Source organism: Zwartia vadi (assembly GCF_030410375.1).
Classification (GTDB): Bacteria; Pseudomonadota; Gammaproteobacteria; order Burkholderiales; family Burkholderiaceae_B; genus Zwartia; species Zwartia vadi.
In genome coordinates this window covers 24645-44912 of the sequence record NZ_JAUHHE010000019.1, presented here as the reverse complement: position 1 = coordinate 44912, position 20268 = coordinate 24645, and the positions used below count along the sequence as shown (strand labels likewise).

The 20268-nt window shown below is 51.7% G+C and carries 17 protein-coding genes; 8 read left to right on the top strand and 9 right to left on the bottom strand.

Translation table 11 applies throughout. From position 1 onward, the window contains the following. Positions 1-30: 30 nt before the first annotated feature. Positions 31-1128, bottom strand: a complete 1098-nt coding sequence (locus QWY27_RS14235) for a S1 family peptidase (RefSeq protein ID WP_290199087.1) — start codon at positions 1126-1128, stop codon at positions 31-33. Positions 1129-1142: 14 nt separating this feature from the next. Beyond that, entirely contained in the window at positions 1143-2306 is a 1164-nt protein-coding gene (locus QWY27_RS14230; RefSeq protein WP_290199086.1) for a mandelate racemase/muconate lactonizing enzyme family protein, read from the bottom strand. A gap of 72 nt (positions 2307-2378) precedes the next feature. Here QWY27_RS14230 and garD point away from each other — a divergent pair, with 72 nt between their 5' ends. The 6 genes from garD to QWY27_RS14200 all read left to right on the top strand — a co-directional run bounded on the left by garD (position 2379) and on the right by QWY27_RS14200 (position 10610). Then, positions 2379-3947 (top strand): galactarate dehydratase, encoded by a 1569-nt coding sequence (gene garD / locus QWY27_RS14225; protein WP_290199085.1) that lies wholly within the window; start codon positions 2379-2381, stop codon positions 3945-3947. 22 nt (positions 3948-3969) lie between these two features. Then, complete coding sequence (locus QWY27_RS14220; protein WP_290199084.1) at positions 3970-4617, top strand: nucleotidyltransferase family protein; 648 nt, start codon at positions 3970-3972, stop codon at positions 4615-4617. 66 nt (positions 4618-4683) lie between these two features. Beyond that, positions 4684-5898: a pyridoxal-phosphate-dependent aminotransferase family protein gene (locus QWY27_RS14215; protein WP_290199083.1), complete on the top strand. Its 1215-nt coding sequence runs from the start codon at positions 4684-4686 to the stop codon at positions 5896-5898. Further along, positions 5895-8909: an FAD-binding and (Fe-S)-binding domain-containing protein gene (locus tag QWY27_RS14210; RefSeq protein WP_290199082.1), complete on the top strand. Its 3015-nt coding sequence runs from the start codon at positions 5895-5897 to the stop codon at positions 8907-8909. The genes QWY27_RS14215 and QWY27_RS14210 overlap by 4 nt, the downstream gene beginning before the upstream one ends. A 35-nt stretch (positions 8910-8944) precedes the next feature. Continuing rightward, positions 8945-9562: a nitroreductase family protein gene (locus tag QWY27_RS14205; RefSeq protein ID WP_290199081.1), complete on the top strand. Its 618-nt coding sequence runs from the start codon at positions 8945-8947 to the stop codon at positions 9560-9562. Between the two features lie 31 nt (positions 9563-9593). Continuing rightward, positions 9594-10610, top strand: coding sequence for a zinc-dependent alcohol dehydrogenase family protein (locus QWY27_RS14200; protein ID WP_290199080.1), 1017 nt, complete (start codon positions 9594-9596; stop codon positions 10608-10610). Between the two features lie 4 nt (positions 10611-10614). Here the strand turns inward: QWY27_RS14200 and QWY27_RS14195 are convergent, their stop codons facing one another. From QWY27_RS14195 to QWY27_RS14180, 4 genes are read right to left on the bottom strand one after another with little or no spacing between them, the layout of a single operon-like run. Beyond that, positions 10615-11310 (bottom strand): enoyl-CoA hydratase/isomerase family protein, encoded by a 696-nt coding sequence (locus tag QWY27_RS14195; RefSeq protein WP_290199079.1) that lies wholly within the window; start codon positions 11308-11310, stop codon positions 10615-10617. 18 nt (positions 11311-11328) lie between these two features. Further along, a complete protein-coding gene (locus tag QWY27_RS14190) occupies positions 11329-13017 on the bottom strand; it encodes an N-acyl-D-amino-acid deacylase family protein (RefSeq protein ID WP_290199078.1) in 1689 nt (562 codons plus the stop codon). 28 nt (positions 13018-13045) lie between these two features. Next, a complete protein-coding gene (locus tag QWY27_RS14185) occupies positions 13046-14269 on the bottom strand; it encodes a CaiB/BaiF CoA transferase family protein (protein ID WP_290199077.1) in 1224 nt (407 codons plus the stop codon). Positions 14270-14325: 56 nt separating this feature from the next. Next, the gene (locus QWY27_RS14180) at positions 14326-15288 is read right to left on the bottom strand and encodes a tripartite tricarboxylate transporter substrate binding protein (RefSeq protein ID WP_290199076.1); all 963 of its coding nucleotides are present in this window, start codon (positions 15286-15288) and stop codon (positions 14326-14328) included. A gap of 84 nt (positions 15289-15372) precedes the next feature. On the opposite strand from QWY27_RS14180, the gene QWY27_RS14175 reads away from it, so the two are divergent. After that, positions 15373-16035 (top strand): nitroreductase, encoded by a 663-nt coding sequence (locus QWY27_RS14175; RefSeq protein ID WP_290199075.1) that lies wholly within the window; start codon positions 15373-15375, stop codon positions 16033-16035. Positions 16036-16144: 109 nt separating this feature from the next. Then, on the top strand, positions 16145-16933 hold the full coding sequence (locus tag QWY27_RS14170; RefSeq protein WP_290199074.1) for an HpcH/HpaI aldolase family protein: 789 nt from the start codon (positions 16145-16147) through the stop codon (positions 16931-16933). A 52-nt stretch (positions 16934-16985) separates the two neighbouring features. Here QWY27_RS14170 and QWY27_RS14165 read toward each other — a convergent pair whose 3' ends face one another. The 3 genes from QWY27_RS14165 to QWY27_RS14155 all read right to left on the bottom strand — a co-directional run bounded on the left by QWY27_RS14165 (position 16986) and on the right by QWY27_RS14155 (position 20201). Continuing rightward, positions 16986-18218: a CaiB/BaiF CoA transferase family protein gene (locus QWY27_RS14165; RefSeq protein ID WP_290199073.1), complete on the bottom strand. Its 1233-nt coding sequence runs from the start codon at positions 18216-18218 to the stop codon at positions 16986-16988. Between the two features lie 64 nt (positions 18219-18282). Beyond that, complete coding sequence (locus QWY27_RS14160) at positions 18283-19062, bottom strand: enoyl-CoA hydratase/isomerase family protein (RefSeq protein ID WP_290199072.1); 780 nt, start codon at positions 19060-19062, stop codon at positions 18283-18285. A gap of 47 nt (positions 19063-19109) precedes the next feature. Beyond that, on the bottom strand, positions 19110-20201 hold the full coding sequence (locus QWY27_RS14155) for an alkene reductase (RefSeq protein WP_290199071.1): 1092 nt from the start codon (positions 20199-20201) through the stop codon (positions 19110-19112). Positions 20202-20268 lie beyond the last annotated feature (67 nt).

Genomic DNA, 20268 nt, shown 5'->3' with positions numbered 1-20268 from the left:
CTTGGCGCTCAGTCAGCACTGTTAGCTGGGTTAATTCTTGGGATCCGATGAACAGTCATTCGGTATCTTTGTGTAAGACACTCCACTCTGCTCAAGGAAGCTTCTCAGTGCGTTACCAGAAAGGGCATACAACGAGCGGTCACTGAACTTATCAGTTTGCGCGCCAATAAATGTGTTGACTCCCACCACATTGCCACATCTATTCACGAGCGGTCCGCCCGAACTGCCAGTGGCGATTCGCGCGGTGTGCAACACCAGCACCATGTTGTTGGGCTGAGGTTGTAAAACGCTCACCTCACCCTGTGAGAATACGGTATTGGGCGTGACGAGATTCGCATCGACCCGGATTTCTGAACTTGGAAAGCCAGAGGCGACGACTGTCTGCAAAAGCTGTGGTTGGGTAGAGATGGCGAGAGGACGGACATTTCCCGGAACCTTTTCCGCGCGCAGGACTGCAAAATCAGGGTTGGTGTATTCGGAGTCTCTTGTCGCAGCAATGAGCCGAGCAGGTAAAGGCTCTTTTCCTAAAAAGCTGCTCGTGATGGCGAATTTTTTACCCACTTCAATGACGTGTCGATTGGTCACCACCGTGTTTGGATCAATAAAAAATCCAGTCCCATGCCCCAAATACTTCATTTGCTCGGAAAAAACGAGCACTCGGACAGTAGCAGACTCCAGTAAAGCCACCAGCTGTTCCTGAGGCAGTATTTTGGTGGTCGCTTGAGTCGGAACAGTGTTCGTCGCCGATGCTTGGGGCTGCGGTGAAAGACCCGCCCCTCCCGGAGCTGTTGGAGGGACTGGCGTAGACGCAGCACCTGGAATGACAGCGGCAGGTGCGCCCGAAGCAGGTGTGCCCGCAGAATTGGGATTGCTGGCTAACGGGACAGGACGTCTGAGCGGGCCCACTTCGCCCCGACGATAGGCCTGAAGCTCCGGACTCGTACAGGCACTATCTAGCAATGCCTGTACTCGCCTGCTTTCTGCCTCAAGACCTGAAATAATCTCTCGATTGATCTCGGCTGGGCGTAACATCACAAACGGTCTGTTTACCCACCAAAGATACACAAACAGATTCAAAGCGATCAAAATGGCCGCAGTGAGAAGGAAAGTTCTGTTCGAGAGCTTCATGTATTGAACCTGTCTCAGCTCGCCAGCGCGCGCATTTCCGCGTAAAGATCAGCTTTACCCTCAAAGCCAATGCCGACAAGCTCAGGCAAGGTCACGATGCTGTTTTCAACACGCACACCATCCGGAAAACCGCCATAAGGCTGGAACAAATCAGGATAGCTTTCATTGCCACCCAGCCCCAAACCAGCTGCGATCGCAAGGGACATCTGGTGTCCACCGTGCGGCACACAGCGGCTGGGAGACCAATCATATTCGCGCAACATGTCGAGCGTACGCAGATACTCCACCAGTCCGTAGCTCAAGGCACAATCAAACTGTAACCAGTCACGGTCGCGTCGCATTCCCCCGTAGCGAATCAGGTTGCGTGCGTCCTGCATGGAAAATAAATTTTCGCCAGTCGCCATTGGCTTGTCGTAGTGATTGGCCAATTCAGCTTGTAATTCATAATCAAGCGGGTCACCCGCCTCCTCGTACCAGAACAAATCATATTGAGCCAGCTCTTTTCCATACTCAATTGCAGTCTTAAGATCAAAGCGACCATTGGCATCCACAGCGAGACGCTGACCGGGGCCAAGCAGTTTGAGAACAGCTTCAATTCTCTTGCAATCCTCGGCTAGCGATGCCCCACCGATTTTCTTTTTAACAACAGAGTAGCCGCGATCCAGATAGCTCTGCATTTCACGTGTCAAACCCTCTAAACCTTGACCTGGCCAGTAATACCCACCCGCCGCATAGACAAAAACCTTGCGATTAGGCTCGCCATTTCCATAGCGGTCTGCAAGCAACTGATACAACGGTTTGCCTTCGATCTTTGCGACCGCATCCCAGACCGCCATATCAATCGTACCGATTGCCACAGAGCGCTCTCCATGTCCGCCGGGCTTTTCGTTATTCATCATCGTGGCCCAGATCTTGTGCGGACACAAAATACCTCGATCATCCAAAAGGGCCTCCGGCGCAGCCTCAAGCACGCGGGGAATGAAGCGTTCGCGCATCAACGCGCCTTGTCCATAACGACCATTCGAATTAAAACCATAACCGATCACCGGTTTGCCATCACGGATGACATCCGTCACCACCGCAACCAGACTCAAGGTCATCTTGGAAAAATCAATGTAGGCATTACGAATATTCGACTTGATTGGGCGTGTCGACTCGCGAATTTCAACAATTTTCATTTTTATAAAGTATCAGCGTTTAAAGAATGATCGGTATAAGATGTATTGACATTATCGTTAAAAAACAGAGCCATGGTCACTTCATCAGACACCCCAAAGCCTCTTTTAATCAAAATGCACCCAAACGACAACGTTGCGATTGTAGGCAATGATGGCGGGCTTGCAGCAGGAACTGTCGTTTTAGACGGACTGGTCCTCAAGGACAAAGTCCCCCAGGCGCACAAAGTTGCCCTGATTGATTTCAAAAAAGATCAGCCCGTGACGCGCTACGGTGTCACGATCGGCTTTGCACTAAAAGACATACCAGCCGGTAGCTGGATACACGAGCGACTCCTTCGGATGCCCGAGGCCAGAAACTTTGAAAACCTCCCTTTCGCTACAGTCAAGCCAGATCTGGGCGAGCCGCTCGAAGGCTACACGTTTCAAGGCTATCGCAACGCGGACGGCTCGGTGGGGACCCGTAATCTGCTGGGCATCACCACCACTGTTCAATGTGTGGCCGGCGTGGTGGACTTTGCTGTTGACCGCATCAAAAATGAGCTCTTACCCAAATATCCGAATGTGGACGATGTCGTTGGTCTGGAGCACGCCTATGGCTGTGGCGTTGCGATTGATGCGCCCGAGGCCATTATTCCTATTCGCACTGTCAGAAACATCAGCCTGAACCCAAACTTTGGCGGCGAGGTGATGGTCGTAAGCTTAGGCTGTGAAAAGCTGCAACCTGACCGCCTCATGCCTCCCGGCAGTTTTCCAATCAAAGATGATCGTTCAAGCGGCGTGGACACCGTTTGTTTGCAAGATCCAAAGCATGTGGGCTTCATGTCGATGATAGATGCCATCATGGCTGAAGCGGATGTGCATCTTAAACGCCTGAATCAACGCAAGCGCGAGACGGTTCCCGCCAGTGAACTGGTAGTGGGGATGCAATGTGGAGGCAGCGATGCCTTGAGCGGCGTGACTGCCAACCCCGCCCTTGGCAAAGCGGCCGATTTGCTTGTTCGCGCCGGTGCCACTGTGATGTTTAGTGAAAATACTGAAGTAAGGGATGGTGTGGACCAGTTGACTTCACGCGCGGCGACGCCCGAGATCGCTCGTGAAATTGTGGCTGAACTTGACTGGTACGACCGTTACCTCGCCAGAGCAAAGGTGGACCGCAGCGCCAATACGACGCCGGGTAATAAAGCCGGAGGCTTGGCCAATATTGTGGAAAAGGCCATGGGCTCGATCATCAAAAGCGGCACCGCACCCATTTCAAGCGTCCTGTCCCCCGGAGAGAAACTCGCTCGCAATCAGCGCGGCCTGATTTACGCTGCGACACCCGCGAGCGACTTTATCTGCGGCACGTTGCAATTGGCTGCAGGCATGAATCTTCACATTTTCACGACAGGTCGAGGCACACCATACGGTCTTGCCCACTGTCCCGTGATTAAAGTCGCAACGCGTTCCGATCTGGCGCGCCGTTGGCATGATCTGATGGATGTGAACGCGGGGCGTGTCGCAGACGGCGAACTGGACCTGGATGCGCTAGGCTGGGAAATTTTCCATCTGATGCTCGATGTCGCGAGTGGGAAGAAAACCTGGGCGGAACACTGGAAAATACACAACTCGCTTGTATTGTTTAACCCTGCACCGATCACCTGAAGTTCCAACGACGGCTGCGAAGATGCGATCTGTTGATTCCGAACAATTTAGCGCCCTCCTCCTTGCCGCGGGCGAAGGTTCGCGGCTGGGCCGCATTCCCAAAGGCCTGCTGCGCATTGGCGATCAAACTTTAATTTCGCGGCAACTTATCGCTCTCCAAGAGGCTGGCGCCTCTCACATTGTCATCGTCACCGGTCATTACTTTGAGGAGATCGAGGCAGAAATCAGACGCATGCAAACTAGCCTTGATACCTCCGTTGAGATTGTTCGAAATGAACAACCGGAGCGCGGACAGCAGTCCTCTGTCACGCTGGGTCTTCATGCACTGTCACAACACAATCGTGAAACGCCAGTGCTGATTGCCCTGGCCGACCAGCCACTCATGGCGAGCAGTGACTACCAAACATGTTTGCGTGCTTTTAACAACCGTCCTCTGGACCGCTCAATCGTCTACCCCCTCTACAAAGCACAACGTGGCAATCCCGTTGTGGTGAGTGCGCAAACGATCAGACAGGTACTCGCATCAGGTATGACCTGTCGCGACTTCATCGCATCACACCCGGAGCTGGTGCATCCCTTTCAGGCAGACTCCGATCACTTTGTTTTTGATATTGACAAACAAAATGATATCGAAACATTCAGACTACGCACCGGATTGGTGCTTGAGTAGAGTGTTTTAAGCCACTCCAGTGACGCCTTGTGGTATTTTTCTCAAAACGTCCAATCTGGAGCTTTCATGCTTAAACTTAATTTTCACCCTACTGGTCGCCATTTTCTGCAAATACCCGGCCCCAGCCCCGTGCCAGATCGTATTTTGCGCGCAATTAGTTTGCCCACGATCGACCATCGCGGACCGGAGTTTGGCGCCCTTGGCCGCAAAGTACTGGAGGGGATGAAAACGATTTTTAAAACTGAACATCCTGTTGTGATTTATCCTGCTTCCGGAACAGGCGCATGGGAAGCTGCCTTGGTCAACACCTTGAGTGCCGGAGACCATGTACTGATGTTCGAGACGGGTCAATTTGCTTCGCTCTGGAACAAACTTGCGACCCGGATCGGTCTGAAGACAGAGCTCCTTTCTTGGCAGGGCCAAGACGACCACTTGCCCAACGCACCCGGATGGAGACGCGGCGTTCAAGCCGACATGATCCATGCGCGTCTGGTCCAGGACAAGTCTCACAGTATCAAGGCTGTCTGTGTGGTTCACAATGAAACCTCGACAGGGGTGACCTCCGATATTGCTGCGGTGCGCAAAGCCATGGATGATGCAAAACATCCAGCGTTGCTCATGGTGGACACCATTTCAGGCTTGGCAAGCGCGGATTTCAGGCACGACCAGTGGGGCATCGATGTGTCGATCAGTGGCTCACAAAAAGGTTTGATGCTGCCACCCGGCATTAGCTTCAACGCTCTTTCTCCTCGAGCGATCGAAGCCTCAAAGACAGCGAATCTGCCTCGGTCCTTCTGGGCCTGGGACGAAATCGTTGAAATGAATAAAGACGGCTACTGGCCCTACACTTCAAGCACCAATTTGCTGTACGGTTTGTCCGAAGCGATTGATATGCTGACTGAAGAAGGGATGGAAAATGTGTTTGCCCGACATCAGCGCTGGGCAGCTGGTGTGCGCGCCGCGGTCAATGCCTGGGGATTACCTATTCAGTGTGCGGATCCTGCCGTGTACTCCCCTATCCTGACAGGCGTGATCACGCCCGTGGGTGTGGATGCCGATGCTATTCGCAAACTGGTCCAGCAGCGTTTTGACCTCTCTCTTGGCACGGGCCTTGGCAAACTCAAAGGCCGCATGTTCCGCATTGGACACTTGGGCGATAGCAATGATTTAACCTTGCTCGCAACGCTGACAGGTATTGAAATGGGCTTGAAGCTTTCAGGCATCAAACTCGCAGGCAGCGGTGTGGCAGCTGGCATGGACTATTTTGCAAAAGCATCATGAGCGCAGTCGCATCCCCATCGATTCCTAAACCGGTTTACTTTACCGCGACCCGATCAGGCACACACTCCCCTCTAGCAAAGCTTTTAACAAAAGAATTGCGCGGGGATGTGTTGTTCGATAGTGCCAGTCGCGGGCGCTATTCAACCGACGCCTCGATCTACCAAATCACACCAATCGGTGTGGTTGTTCCGCGCGATCAAGCAGATGTGCTGCGCGCACTCGACATCGCTCGCGACCAAAAAGTCGCCATCTTGTCTAGAGGCGCGGGCACCAGTCAATGCGGACAAACGGTGGGCGATGCGCTCATCATCGATAACAGTCGCTGGCTTTGCAACGTCGTGGATTTCGACAAAGATGCTCGCACTGTCACAGTCGAACCAGGTATTGTGCTGGACCATCTCAACGCCTGGCTCAAGCCCTATGGCTTGTGGTTTCCTGTCGATGTATCAACGAGCGCGCAATGCACCCTTGGCGGGATGGCTGGTAACAACTCATGTGGCTCGCGTTCGATTGAATACGGCAACATGGTTCACAACGTTCTGGGCATTGATGCAGTGCTCGCCGACGGCACGCAAGCCTACTTTGGGTCATTGAAAGATCCAGTCAAGGGCGCGAGGCTCGAAGGGATACTCGAGACGCTTAAAACAATTGCGACCCGCGAACGCGGCGAGCTCGCCGAACGTATTCCAAAAGTGTTGAGACGAGTCGCGGGTTACAACATCGACCTGTTTGACTGTCAAAACCCTCGTGCCTACACCGACGATGGTATTGCAAACCTGTCCCACCTGCTCGTTGGCTCAGAGGGCACACTTGCCTACAGTCGCCAGATCACATTGAAACTTTCGCTACTGCCCGAACACAAAGCTCTCGGCGTCGTGAACTTCGAAAGTTTTTATCAGGCCATGGCGACCACGCAACATCTGGTCAAACTCAAACCCACTGCGGTGGAACTGGTCGACCGGACGATGATCGACTTGGCCATGGAGAATCCTTCGTTCAGACCTGTCATTGAAAAAGCCCTGGTCGGATCCCCTGCGGCAATTTTGCTTGTTGAATTTGCCGGACAAGATCAAGCGGCGCTCATCAAAAAACTCGATGAACTCGACACCCTGCTTTGCGATCTAGGACTGCCAAATTGCTTAGTGAAAATGCCTGATGCAAAAGCGCAAAAAGCGCTTTGGGATGTACGCAAAGCCGGCTTGAACATCATGATGAGCATGAAAGGTGACGGCAAGCCAGTCTCCTTTGTCGAGGACTGCGCCGTCCCCCTTGAACATTTGGCAGACTACACGAGTCGACTAACTGAAGTGTTCAACCGCTACGGTACTGAAGGGACCTGGTACGCACACGCCAGCGTAGGCACCCTGCATGTCCGACCGATTTTGGATATGCGACGAGAAGGTGCCGCCCAGATGCGTGCGATCGCCGAGGAAACCGCTACGCTCGTTCGCGAGTACAAGGGTGCCTTGTCTGGCGAACATGGTGATGGTTTATGCCGGGGCGAATGGGTGTCCTGGCAATACGGACCCAAAATTCATCAGGCTTTTGCCGAAATCAAAAACCTATTTGATCCTGAAAACAGATTCAGTCCCAACAAAATGATCCATCCACCCAAGATGGATGATCGCAGTAACTTCCGTTTTGCACCAGGCTATAAAGTGTCTTCAACACCAACGGCCTTGGACTGGTCGGCATGGAACGTCTTGCGCGATCCGATGACCGGCGTCGAAACTGCGCCGGGTACTGGGGCTGATGAAAGTGGCGGTCTGGCCTCAGCGATCGAAATGTGTAATAACAATGGACACTGCCGCAAGTTTGATGCCGGCACCATGTGCCCCAGTTATCGCATCACAAAAGATGAGCAACATCTAACGCGCGGTCGTGCCAACACCCTGCGTCTGGCAATCTCTGGCCAGCTCGGCACCGAGGGTCTGGCGAGTCCAGAGGTCAAAGAAACGCTCGATTTATGTGTTTCCTGCAAAGGCTGCAAACGAGACTGTCCGACTGGCGTTGACATGGCCAAGATGAAGATTGAAGCCCGCGCAGCCTGGGCAAAACGTCATGGCACCACCTTGCGTGAACGACTGGTTGCCTATATGCCTCGTTATGCTGGTTTCGCCAGTCGAGTCGGCGGCCTATTGAGCACTCTTGAACACACACCTCTCATCGGCTCAATGACTAAACGCGCGCTTGGGCTCGCAACTGAACGTTCCCTGCCTCGCTTCAAAACAAGTTTTCTCGGGAGTCAAACCGAGGCGGTTCGTGTGTCTACGGGACGCGAAGTTTTGCTTTTTGTAGATACTTTTAACAACTACATTGATACGCAAAACGCACAGGCCGCTCTAAAAGTGCTGCAAGCTGCTGGCTACACTGTCCACCTGAACCATCGTCTTGGTGAGCGCCCGCTTTGCTGTGGACGTACTTTTCTTTCTGCAGGAATGGTTGACGAAGCGAAGGCGGAAGCCAGACGCACACTCGACGCACTCATACCCTTTATTCAACGCGGAGTCGCCATTGTCGGACTCGAGCCCTCATGCTTGTTGACGTTGCGTGATGAGTTTTTGGATTACGGCTATGGAGACGAGGCTAAACTCCTTGCCCAGCACGCCTATCTCTTTGAAGAATTCCTGGTCAAGGAACAGCAGGCGGGCCGATGCAAGCTCGACCTTCAGCCGATTGAAAACCAAACAGCCATGCTGCACGGCCATTGTCATCAAAAAGCCTTTGATGCCTTGACCCCTGTGCAAACTGTTCTAAGCTGGATCCCCAATCTGAAAGTCTCCACAATTGAGTCTTCCTGCTGTGGCATGGCTGGAAGCTTTGGTTATGAAGCCGAACACCACGCAGCATCAATGGCCATGGCAGAAATGTCATTACTCCCCGCCATTCGCAAACGTGAAGCTGGCACGGTCATTGTGGCGGATGGTACGAGCTGCAGACATCAAATTCACGACGGTGCAGATGTGGAAGCCACACATACAGCGATTCTCCTTGCAAAAGCCCTGAAATAATTCTTCACAAATATTGAATGAGATTGAGCCCCAATATGAGCAACACAATTAAAGAAGTCATCGAACAACGCATCTCCGCCAACATGTTCGACCCCAGCAAAACTTTGACAACCGAACAGATTAAAGAGCTCGTTCGCCTGGCAACCTGTGCGCCGACAGCGTTCAATTTTCAAAACTGGTCATTCATTGCGGTGCAATCCAAAGAAGCTAAAGTACGCCTTCAAGCAGTTGCTTATGGCCAGCAAAAGATTGTCGACGCAGCGGTGACATTTATCGTTTGCGGAAAACTCGAGGCACACAAAGGCCTGGCCCATGCGCTGAAAGCATCTGTTGCTAGTGGACTCTTGGAACAAGCTATGGCGGATGCCTGGGTGAAAATGGCGCATGATGGGCACGAGGGCAATCCAGTTCGCCAGCGCGACGAGGCTATTCGCTCTGCATCACTCGGCGCAATGACCCTCATGCTCGCCGCACAGGGAATGGGATTGGTTAGTGGCCCCATGATTGGCTTTGATCCCGCGGGCGTCACAAAAGCATTTAATCTTAAGGCGAACGAAATTCCTGCGATTCTTGTCGCGGTCGGCGTAGCCGCACCCGGCAACTGGCCTCAAAAACCCAGACTGCCCGTCGAGGAAGTCCTCTCGATCGTTTAAGTACACCTTGCGCTCTTGAGGCACATCGGAAATGAAAACTTACCGACTCGAACAGACTGGCAGTCTCGACAACTTATCACTTAATCATGAGCCTGATCCTGCACCGGGCGTAAATGATGTGGTGATTCGTGTTCGCGCTAATGCGTTGAACTATCGCGACTTGATGGTCATGCGGGGCGCCTATCGCGTCCCCCCGCGTCCACGTGTTATTCCCTTGTCAGATGGAGCGGGTGAAGTTGTGTCGATCGGCACTGCTGTCAAACGCTTCAAAGTTGGTGATCGTGTTGCGGGTGCGTTTTTTCAGGGTTGGATGGGTGGGCATATCGCCGCCGAACACCTCTCGACCGATCTTGGCGGTAGTATCGATGGCATGCTCAGTGAATATGTTGTTCTAAACGAACAAGGTGTAGTCAAGATACCGCCCCATCTGACATATGAAGAAGCTGCGACACTGCCCTGCGCCGCTGTCACTGCTTGGTGCTGCCTGACTGATCAACGAACACTGATGCCAGGAGATACGGTTCTAACACTTGGTTCGGGTGGTGTTTCTGTCTTTGCGATACAGTTTGCGCGCATGTTCGGCGCGCGCGTGATCGCGACGACCTCGAATGACGCCAAAGCCGAAAAACTTCGCGCCCTCGGTGCGCATGACATCATCAACTATCAGACTCATCCCCAGTGGGATCAGGAGGTTATGAGACTGACAGGACGTCGTGGCGCGGACTTTGTGATCGAAGTGGGCGGTCCGGGCACGCTGGCGTGCTCCCTGAAATCCGCTGCAATCGGTGGACATGTTGTGCAAGTTGGTATTCTGGGTGGCGTTGGTCAACAGCTTGATCCCGTGCTGTTTCGTGGCCGCTCAATCACGACTCGTTCGATCACTGTCGGCAGCAGACAGAGCTTTGAATCCATGCTGCGCGCGATTGATGTTAATCAAATGCATCCTGTGATCGACAAAGTTTTTAGTTTTGAAGATGCCAAACTTGCATATCAGCATTTAATTGAACAAAAGCATTTCGGCAAGGTTGTCATTAACAACCCTGCCTGATTGGTCAATGTTCGAGTACAGAGCGCGCCAGGCTAGAAGCTTGAGCAAGCTCCGATCGCGTACGCTGATTCATCCACTGTTTATTCATCGCATACGCATGCTGAGGAATTGCAGATAGCGCAAGTCCCCGCGCCTGCGTCGCGGCATGCAGTTGATCCATGGGTACGACTTGAGTCGCCAAACCTTCTGACAGGCACTGCGCAGCGCCAATGCGTTCACCAAGCTGAACAAGGCGATGCAGCAAGCCGTGCCTGACCCTGGGCGACAGAATGGCCGCACCAATCGGTGTTGGCATATCAAATAAGACCTCAGGTAAAGAAACCCATGCCTGATCTGCGAGCACAATCTCATCACACAACGCTGCGATCATTAAACCCGCCCCAACTGCAGCAGCTTGGACACAAGCAATCACCGGTTTACCGCATCCAAGTATGTCCTCAAAACATCTCTCCAATAAGTCGAGATGTTTTAATTCAGCCTGTTCTCGTCCCAAGTCAGCGAAGGCTTTCAAATCGGCACCTGCGCAAAAAGCCTTTTGTCCTTCTCCTGTCAGCACGATGCATTTCACTGAAGGATCATCGATTGCGTGGTGCATCGCCTCATGCAATGCATCATAGAGCTCGAGATTCAGAGAGTTGGCTGCTTGAGTACGATTAAACGACAACCAAAGCACACCGTCTGTGTTGTTGGAGATAATCATGGATAAAAGTCTTTGTCCCTATTGCATGAAGGAGTCAATAATATGGCCGGGGCCCTCAGTCAGCTCCACATAGTTTTTACCGTCATGCACAAGACAACCGTTCACCCACACCCCATACAAGCCGGTTCCTGAACGAACCTTGCGCGCGCCACCTCCGGGCAAATCATGCAAAGTTTCGAGCTTTGTCATGCCGACTTCCTGGGGATCGAACAACAACATGTCCGCAGGCGCGCCTTCAATCAAACGCCCTCTATTGGGAATTTTGAACCGGTCCGCCGCATGACTGGTTATCCGACGAATGCCTTCTTCAAGTGAGAATTCACCTGTCTTGCGTACCCAGTGGCCGAGGAAATGCAAACCGAAGGCTGCATCGCACATATAGATCAAATGCGCGCCCGCATCTGAGAGGGTGACAACTGAGGAAGAGTGTTTGAGCAAAGGTGCGACACCCTCGTCGATGTGATTAAAAAATTTACCAATCACGTGATTTTTTAAATTTTCTTTAATCGCCAACTCAAAAAAAGCATCCAGGGGATCCATGCCCCACTTTTGACCAAGTGCTTCGAAGGTCAAGCCTTCTAAGTCGGCATGATCGGCAAGCGTCACCTCGCCCACTTCAAGATAACGCCAATCACCAAGGAACAGAATTCCGGGTTTAAGATTTTTAAGGTCTTCCCTGAACTGTTTCCGAAAGTCCGGATCTTTGTAGGCCGCCAAGATCTCTTCGGCGGGACGATTCTTGACACGATCAAACGCCGAGTGGCTAAACATCGGATAGGGTTCTTCGAGTGTGAAGTCAAAAGAAAGCGGCTGGCAGCTTGTCAGGATATACACTTCATTGCCACGTGCCCTCGCCTGCTCGGCTTTTTCGTAATAAGTAATCGCTAAATCCGGTGTGGCAGGGTTGTACATCGATAGGACGGTAGAGATAAAAGCAGGACGTCCACTATTGGAAGCGACTTTCTCAATCACCTCGGGTGTGGCGCGTGCACCTGTCGCCATCATAAAAACGCCCCGACCGAACTCTTTCATGACACCAGACAATGCAAGAAGCTCTTCTTCGGTTGCAATGGTCGAGGGCATCGGGATGCCGCCATAGCCGCTATGATTGGGCGAGAAGGACGAGGCAAAACCAATCGCGCCCGCTTGCATCGCCTCGCGAACCAGCTGACACATCGCATCCAGCTCTTGTTGAGAGGGCGTTACTTTTTGCGAACCAGCCTCACCCATCACGGCGGTTCGCACGACAGAATGACCCACAAATAAGGCAGTATTCAAATAGGGTTTAGTCGCCCGCAACTGATCCATATACTCTTTAAAGGATTCAAAATTCCAGTTAATCCCATTAAACAGTGCATTGAGATCCATTCCCTCAACGACGGACAGATTTTTCATCATCGTCTCGCGGTGCTCTGCAGGACAAGGAGTGATGCCAAAGCCGCAATTACCCATCACAACCGTCGTCACACCTAGTGCAGGCGATGGAGACATCGTACGATCCCAGGTGACCTGCGCATCAAAGTGTGTGTGTAAATCAACAATACCCGGCATCAAGGACAAACCCTTTGCGTCCACTTCCTGCGTGGCTTTGCCAGAGATGGAACCGATTTGAGCAACAACTCCATTTCTAACAGCAACATCCGCTATCTTGCCCGGGTTGCCTAAGCCATCAAAAACTTTGGCCTGCCTGATGATCAAGTCATACATATTGTTGTCTCCCCTGTGTCTTTTATATTTAAACAATACCCTTCGTCTTGAGCGAAGTCACTTCGTCTTGCGATTTGTTCAATACAGACATCAAAATTTCATCTGTGTGTTGTCCCAGCGCCGGAGGCGGGATCTCATGCTTGATGGGTGTATCGGAAAATTTCATCGGGCTTCCCACGAGCGGAACCTTTCCGGCAACCGCGTGCGGTAATTCAATTTTCATGCCGCGCGCCAACACCTGTGGTTCCTCGAACACCTGAGCGACGTTGTTAATGGGTCCGTTCGCCACGCCAGCTTGGTCAAGCAGCTTGACCCACTCGCGCGTCGTTTTCTTAAGGAAAATATCGTTCAGAATATTGGTAATTGCCTCACGATTTTTGACCCGCGCACCATTTGTCGAATAGAGCGGATCTTTGGAAAGATGCACGCAATCGGCCACTTCACAGAACTTATTAAATAAATTGTCGTTTCCGCAAGCGAGGATCAAGGCTCCATCTGCAGTTTTAAAAGTCTGATAGGGAACGATATTGGGATGGGCGTTACCAATCGCCTTGGGTGGTTCGCCTGTCGCGAAATAATTCATCGCTTGATTGGCAAGGAACGCGACACAGGAGTCGAGCAAAGAGACATCGATCCATTGACCCTTACCTGTCACCGCGCGATGAGCGATCGCCGCACAGACTGCAATACTTGCGTACATGCCTGTCGTCAAATCGATAATCGGGACTCCCACACGCTGGGGACCGCCACCCGGCAAGTCATCACGCTCGCCAGTGATACTCATCAAACCACCCATACCCTGCGCCATAAAGTCGTAACCCGGGCGATCCTTTTCTGGGCCAGTCTGCCCAAAGCCTGTCACTGAGCAATAAATAATCGAAGGATTAACAGCCTTGATGTCTTCGTAACCAAGTCCGTAGCGTGCAAGATCCCCTACCTTATAGTTTTCAAGAATCACATCCACATTTTTAGCTAGTTCGCGAACAAGCTCCTGCCCCTCGGGCTTCGAAATGTCGATGGTGATTGATCGCTTGCCACGGTTCGCGGCACAAAAATAGGCGGACTCACGTGTCGTATTGCCCTGCTCGTCTTTTAAAAAGGGCGGGGCAAAGGCGCGAGAATCGTCTCCCTTGATTGGACGCTCAACCTTGAGAACGTCCGCACCGAGGTCAGCAAGGTTTTGGGCGGCCCAGGGAGCCGCGAGCACCCGGGATAGATCGAGAACTTTGATGTGCGAAAGTGGACCAGACATGGCTTAATTCCAATTTTTTAAAACAGAGATTGATTATCGACTGATCGTTACAGAGGTTAGTCGAGTTTAATGTTGAACTCTTTAGTGACACGCGCCCATTTTTCAAGTTCTGCACGACGGAATGCCTCGAGCTGCTCTGGGGACGAAGCAATAATCTCGCCACTGAAAGCGTCAATACCTGCCTTGACGGAAGGTTGTTGCATGACTTTGACCAAGGCTTTGTTCAGTCTGTCGATCACTGCAGCAGGTGTGCCTGCAGGCGCGAAAATAGCATTCCACTCGTAGCTTGAGTATCCCTTCACACCACTTTCGGCGATTGTTGGCACATCAGGCAATACGGCAGAACGTTTTTCACCGCCTGAAGCAATGACATTTAACTTACCAGACTTGATCTGAGGCAATGCCGTCCCGACAGTCGCAAATGCCAAAGGCACCTGCCCTGACATCACGTCAGTAATTGCCAAACCACCACCTTTGTAGTGGACAGACTCAAGATGGGTGCCTGCCAAGGCATTGAACAAGGCACCGGCTAAATGCTGGGCACTTCCAGCGCCTGAGGTCGCGTAGTGAACAACTGGCGTTTTAGGAGTGGTGAGCTTGATCAACTCCTGCACGGTCTTAACAGGGTATGTGGGGCTAGAGACCAGAATATTTGGCACACGCTGCAACAGCATGACGGAGGAAAAGTCTTTCAGCGTATCAAACTGCATTTTGCGTAAAGCGGGATTTTGCACGTGATTCGCAGCGTCAAGCATGATGGTGTAGCCATCAGGCGCAGCTTTCGCAACATACGCCGCGCCGATCATGCCACCGGCACCACCACGATTATCCACGATAACGTTTTGGCCTAGCTCTTTAGCCAGTTCAGGAGCAATCAAGCGCGCGACACGATCCGCTGTCCCACCTGGAGGATAGGTCACAACCAAGGTCACACTGCGATCAGGATATGCGGCATGCGCCAAACTGGCACCCAACAGGGCCGCTGCAGCGAGGAAGGTACGGGAAAATGGAAAGCGCATTTTTTAGTCTCCAAAAGTCAAATTTCACGCATTACTTTAAACCATCGCTACAATCCCCGCAGAAAACATTCAGGAGACTCTAAGATGGACATATTGCAAGGGATTCACTCACGTCAAAGCATACGCGCGTTTAAGCAGACTCCCGTGCCCGAGTCCCTGCTTAGGGAGGTTCTGCTGGCGGCTGGCCGCAGTCCCTCCTATAAAAACACGCAACCATGGGAGGTATCGATCGTATCGGGTCAAACGCGTAACACTTTGGCAGAGACCCTTTATTCGCTTGCGAGTCAAAACACCCCCCCAACATACGATTTTCCCGCACCGGAATCTTGGCCTCCTGCACTCGACTTTCGCTCCAAAGATCACGGAACCCGCCGCTTCAACGCATTGGGAATCGGCCGGGATGACAGCCAGTTACGCAATGAATTACGTTTGCAAAATTTTCGATTCTTTGGCGCGCCTTGTGCAGTCTTCTTTTTTATGGATGCCTCGCTTGGACACTGGTCAGCGCTTGATATGGGGTTGTTTCTCCAGTCTTTTACGCTTGCCGCACACGGCGCGGGGCTAGGCACCTGTATGCAAGCCTCTGTATCGGGCTACCCTGACGCGATCAGAAAGTGTTTGGGACTCTCGGCAGATAAAAAGCTCATTGTTGCCATGTCTCTTGGTTTTCCCGACCCAGAAGCGCCAATCAATAGCTATCACAGCACAAGAATGGAAATTGATGCATTCACAACTTGGCATCGCTAAGTCGCGCGATATCGCTAGACCTCAGGGTACTTAACTTAAGAAGTTGGTGCTTTGAAATCATATGCTTTACCATTGCCTCAATTATTCATAAAAGCAGAGACAAACAACCATGACAATACTCAAACCAAACACACTCAAATCCGCGCTTTACAACAAAAAAATCCAGCTTGGTCTCTGGTGCGGATTGTCTAGTAGCTACTCCACGGAAATTGTCGCGGGTTCCGGTTACGACTGGTTGACGCTCGATATGGAGCACTCGCCCAACGACATGCATACCGTGCTCACCCAAATTCAAATGCTGGGTGGCTATGACCTGGAGCCTGCGGTGAGACTGGTCAAATTCGATAAGGATTTGGTGAAACAATATTTAGATATGGGCGTACGAACGCTCATCTTGCCCAATGTTGAATCAGCCAGTCAGGCTAAAGATATCGTGACGTCCACACGCTATCCACACAAGGGTATTCGTGGCGTAGCGGGCCAGCAACGCGCCAATCGCTGGGGCCGCGTCGCTAACTATGCTCAGACAGCTGATGAGCAACTTTGTGTGCTGGTACAAATTGAATCAGCCGACGGCGTCAAAAACTTTGACGCCATCATTAGCGTTGCAGGTGTAGATGGCGCATTTATCGGCCCCAACGACATGGCGGCAAGCATGGGATTTTTGGGTCAACAGCATCACCCTGAGGTTCAACAGGCCATCCAGTCCTTACCCGAGATAGCCTCCAAACATGGCAAATCGATTGGAATCTTGGCAGCCTCAGAGGCAGATGCGCAACGCTATATTGAATGGGGCTACAAAATGGTAGGACTGGGCTCAGATCAAGGCTTGCTGGCAAAAGCCAGCGATACCTTGCTCTCGAACTGTCGACAGTTTGTCAATGAACGAGGTCAGTAAACAGATCTCGACATGCACGGACATACGATTTTTGTTTAGCCTTGTACAGGCATTAACTCGATGCATCCAGCACGACATGATCTCGTTTCAGGTCTTCGATTTCGGCATCCATAAAACCGAACTCGCGCAAGACCTGAACAGTATGTTCACCTAACTCAGGTGCAGGAAGGACTGCCGTGCGAGGTTGCTCTGAAAACTTGATCGGAAAACCTACCCCCTTGACCAGTCCAGCTTTCGGGTGCATCGACTCCACCACCATCTCCCTGGCAATCGCCTGAGGATGGCTAAAGGCCTGCTCAATCGAATGAACAGGGCCAACAGGTACGCCAGTCACATCAAAAATTTCGATCCATTCTTCAGTTGTTTTTTTACTCAACTCAGACTCGATCAAAACCTCCAGAACCTCTCTGTTAGCGAGTCGAATAGTGTTGGTCTCAAAACGCGGGTCAGTTTTCCATTCAGGATGACCAAGCGTCTCGGCGACACGCTCCCAGTTTGCCTGATTCGCACCACCTATATTTAAATAGCCGTTGGCAGTTTTAAAGGCCTGATAAGGAGCCGTCAGTGGGTGGGCAGACCCTCCGGGGCCAGCAGAGACTCCCGTTGCAAAAAACATCGCAGCTTGCCAATAGGTTTGTTGCATGGCAGCCTCCATCAGGGAAGTGTCCACAATCTGTCCCTGACCTGTTTTTCCACGATGCACGAGCGCCGCTAAAACGCCTACACAGGCCAGAATGCCTGCATTGATGTCAGACACTGGGTTACCCGTCTTGGCTGGCGGACCACCAGGGTGACCTGTAATGCTCATCAAGCCGCTAAAACCCTGTGCAATCAAATCAAATCCGCCTTTATCGGCGAGCGGTCCTGTGCGACCATAACCCGATACCACGCTGTAAATCAGACCTGGATTGAGTTGACGCAAGATCTCGTATCCAACTCCGAGTTTTTCGAGCGTCCCTCTACGATAGTTTTCAGTCAGCACATCTGATTTGACGACCATGCGTTTGAGTACATCCGCACCCTTAGGATTTTTCAGATCGAGCGCCACGCCACGCTTGTTCCGGTTCAACACTAAAAAGGGAGCGGACACGCCATTGATACGGGGATCTTGATAGCCACGTGAATCGTCTCCCTTAGGGATCTTTTCAATCTTGATCACATCGGCACCCATATCAGCCAGCATCATTCCACAAGTTGGTCCAGCCATGATTTGTGAAAGCTCAAGTACGCGCACGCCTGCAAGCGGTCCGGTCGGGACTGAGGAGGACTGATCTGTTTGACTCATTTTCTAAACTCGAATCGATATGAAAAGTGACTAGCTGATGATTGGTAATCGAACCAGTCGAAGACTAACGGCCAACAAACTTAGGGGTTTGCTTCGCTAAAAATGATTTGTATCCAATACGAAAATCTTCCGTATCAAAGCACTCAAAACATTCTTCGCGCTCTTTAGCTGTGAGTGGTGTGTCATCATTGAGGCGACGCGCGAATTTTTTATGCCAGCGCGCCACCAGCGGAGCGCCAGAGGCGATACGCTGCGCTGTCGCCAATGACTCCGCTGCAACTTGATCATCGGCGACAACTCTTGAAACGAGACCGATGCGCAAAGCCTCCTGTGCATCAAAAATCCTGCCCTCAAGCAAAATTTCCAATGCTTTTGAAGCACCGATCAACGAGGCAATCGGCTCCATTTCATCGTACGCCATGACCAAACCAAGATTTTTAATTGGCGCACCAAAACGACTTGACGCTCCACAAATACGAATATCCGCCAATGCGGCGATTTCCATACCGCCTCCAACGCAAATACCATGAATCTGGGCAACGATCGGATGACGGCAATTTTTAATTTTTTTTACAGTTTGATGCATAAAGTGACCGTATTCAGTCGCCTGAGCCTTGTTGGAGCGCTGCGTTTCAAACTCGCTAATATCGTTACCAGGAGAAAATGCTTTCTCACCTGCGCCTCGCAAAATGATGCAGCGGACATCATCCTGCTCCGACAGGGCGGCGATGGTATCGCCCAACTCTCCCCACAATGGTTTGGTCATTGCGTTCAACTTTTCAGGGCGATTAATCGTCAAGGTTACGATTTCATCCACACGAGATTGCAGCAATATTTCAGACATGATGAATACAACTCCCTCTTAGACACACCAAACAATGAACAAGACTTTTATCCTAAAGAAGGATAGTCAACATAACCTTTCGCACCTCCACCATAGAACGTACTGCGATCATATGGATTAAGAGGGGAATTTTCAGCTAGGCGTTTTGGCAAGTCAGGATTGGAAATAAAGAAACGTCCAAAGGCGATGGCATCAGCTAGACCGTTTGAGACGAACTGTTCGGCACCCTCTCGATCAAAACCGCCCGCCGCAATAATCTTTCCTTTATAGAGCGGCCTAAAGAGTGCCGAAGTACTTGGCTGATCTTCCTTCACCTTATCCGTGCCGCCAGCCATCGTGGAACGCGGCTCAATCAAGTGCAAATAAGCTAGACCAAGCGGATTCAACTGGCCGATGAGATGAGTAAAGAGTCCCATCGTGTCGTGATCGGACATGTCGTTAAATGTGCCATAAGGAGAGAGCCTCACGCCCACGCGGTCGGCTCCCCATACGTTAATCACAGCGTGCAAGACCTCGAGCAACAGGCGACTCCGATTTTCAATACTACCGCCATATTGGTCATTTCGATTATTGGAGCCATCATGCAAGAACTGATCCAGCAAATAGCCGTTTGCTCCATGGACCTCTACTCCATCAAAGCCCGCTGCCTTGGCTTGTTGAGCCGCATGCACATAATCTTGAATCAAGGCGGGGATTTCTGACAAGGACAGGGGACGAGGCGTCTCGTACTCGGCTAACTGCCAGGTGGCTGTGTAAACCTTGCCTGTTGGAGCGATGGCCGAAGGTGCCACCGGCAAACCCTCTATCGGGTGAAGGGATGAATGAGAAATCCTGCCAACATGCCAGAGCTGACACACCATTTTTCCACCCTTGCCGTGAACAGCATCGGTCACCTTTTTCCAGCCAGCAACTTGTGCATCGCTATAGATACCAGGTGTACCAGGGTAGCCTTTGCCCAGCGTTGAAATTTGGGCAGCCTCGGAGATAATCAGTCCCGCACTGGCGCGCTGGCTGTAGTACTCGGCGGCAAGCTCGCCCGGGACATCGCCCTCTGAGGCGCGCATGCGCGTCAAGGGTGCCATGACAACTCGATTGTTGAGTGAAAGTGCACCTAGCTGGAGCGGGGTAAAAAGTTTCATTGAATTCACAACCTTTTCTAAGTTTTATATACGCCAGGTCGATTCTATACTCACAACTGCACAACTA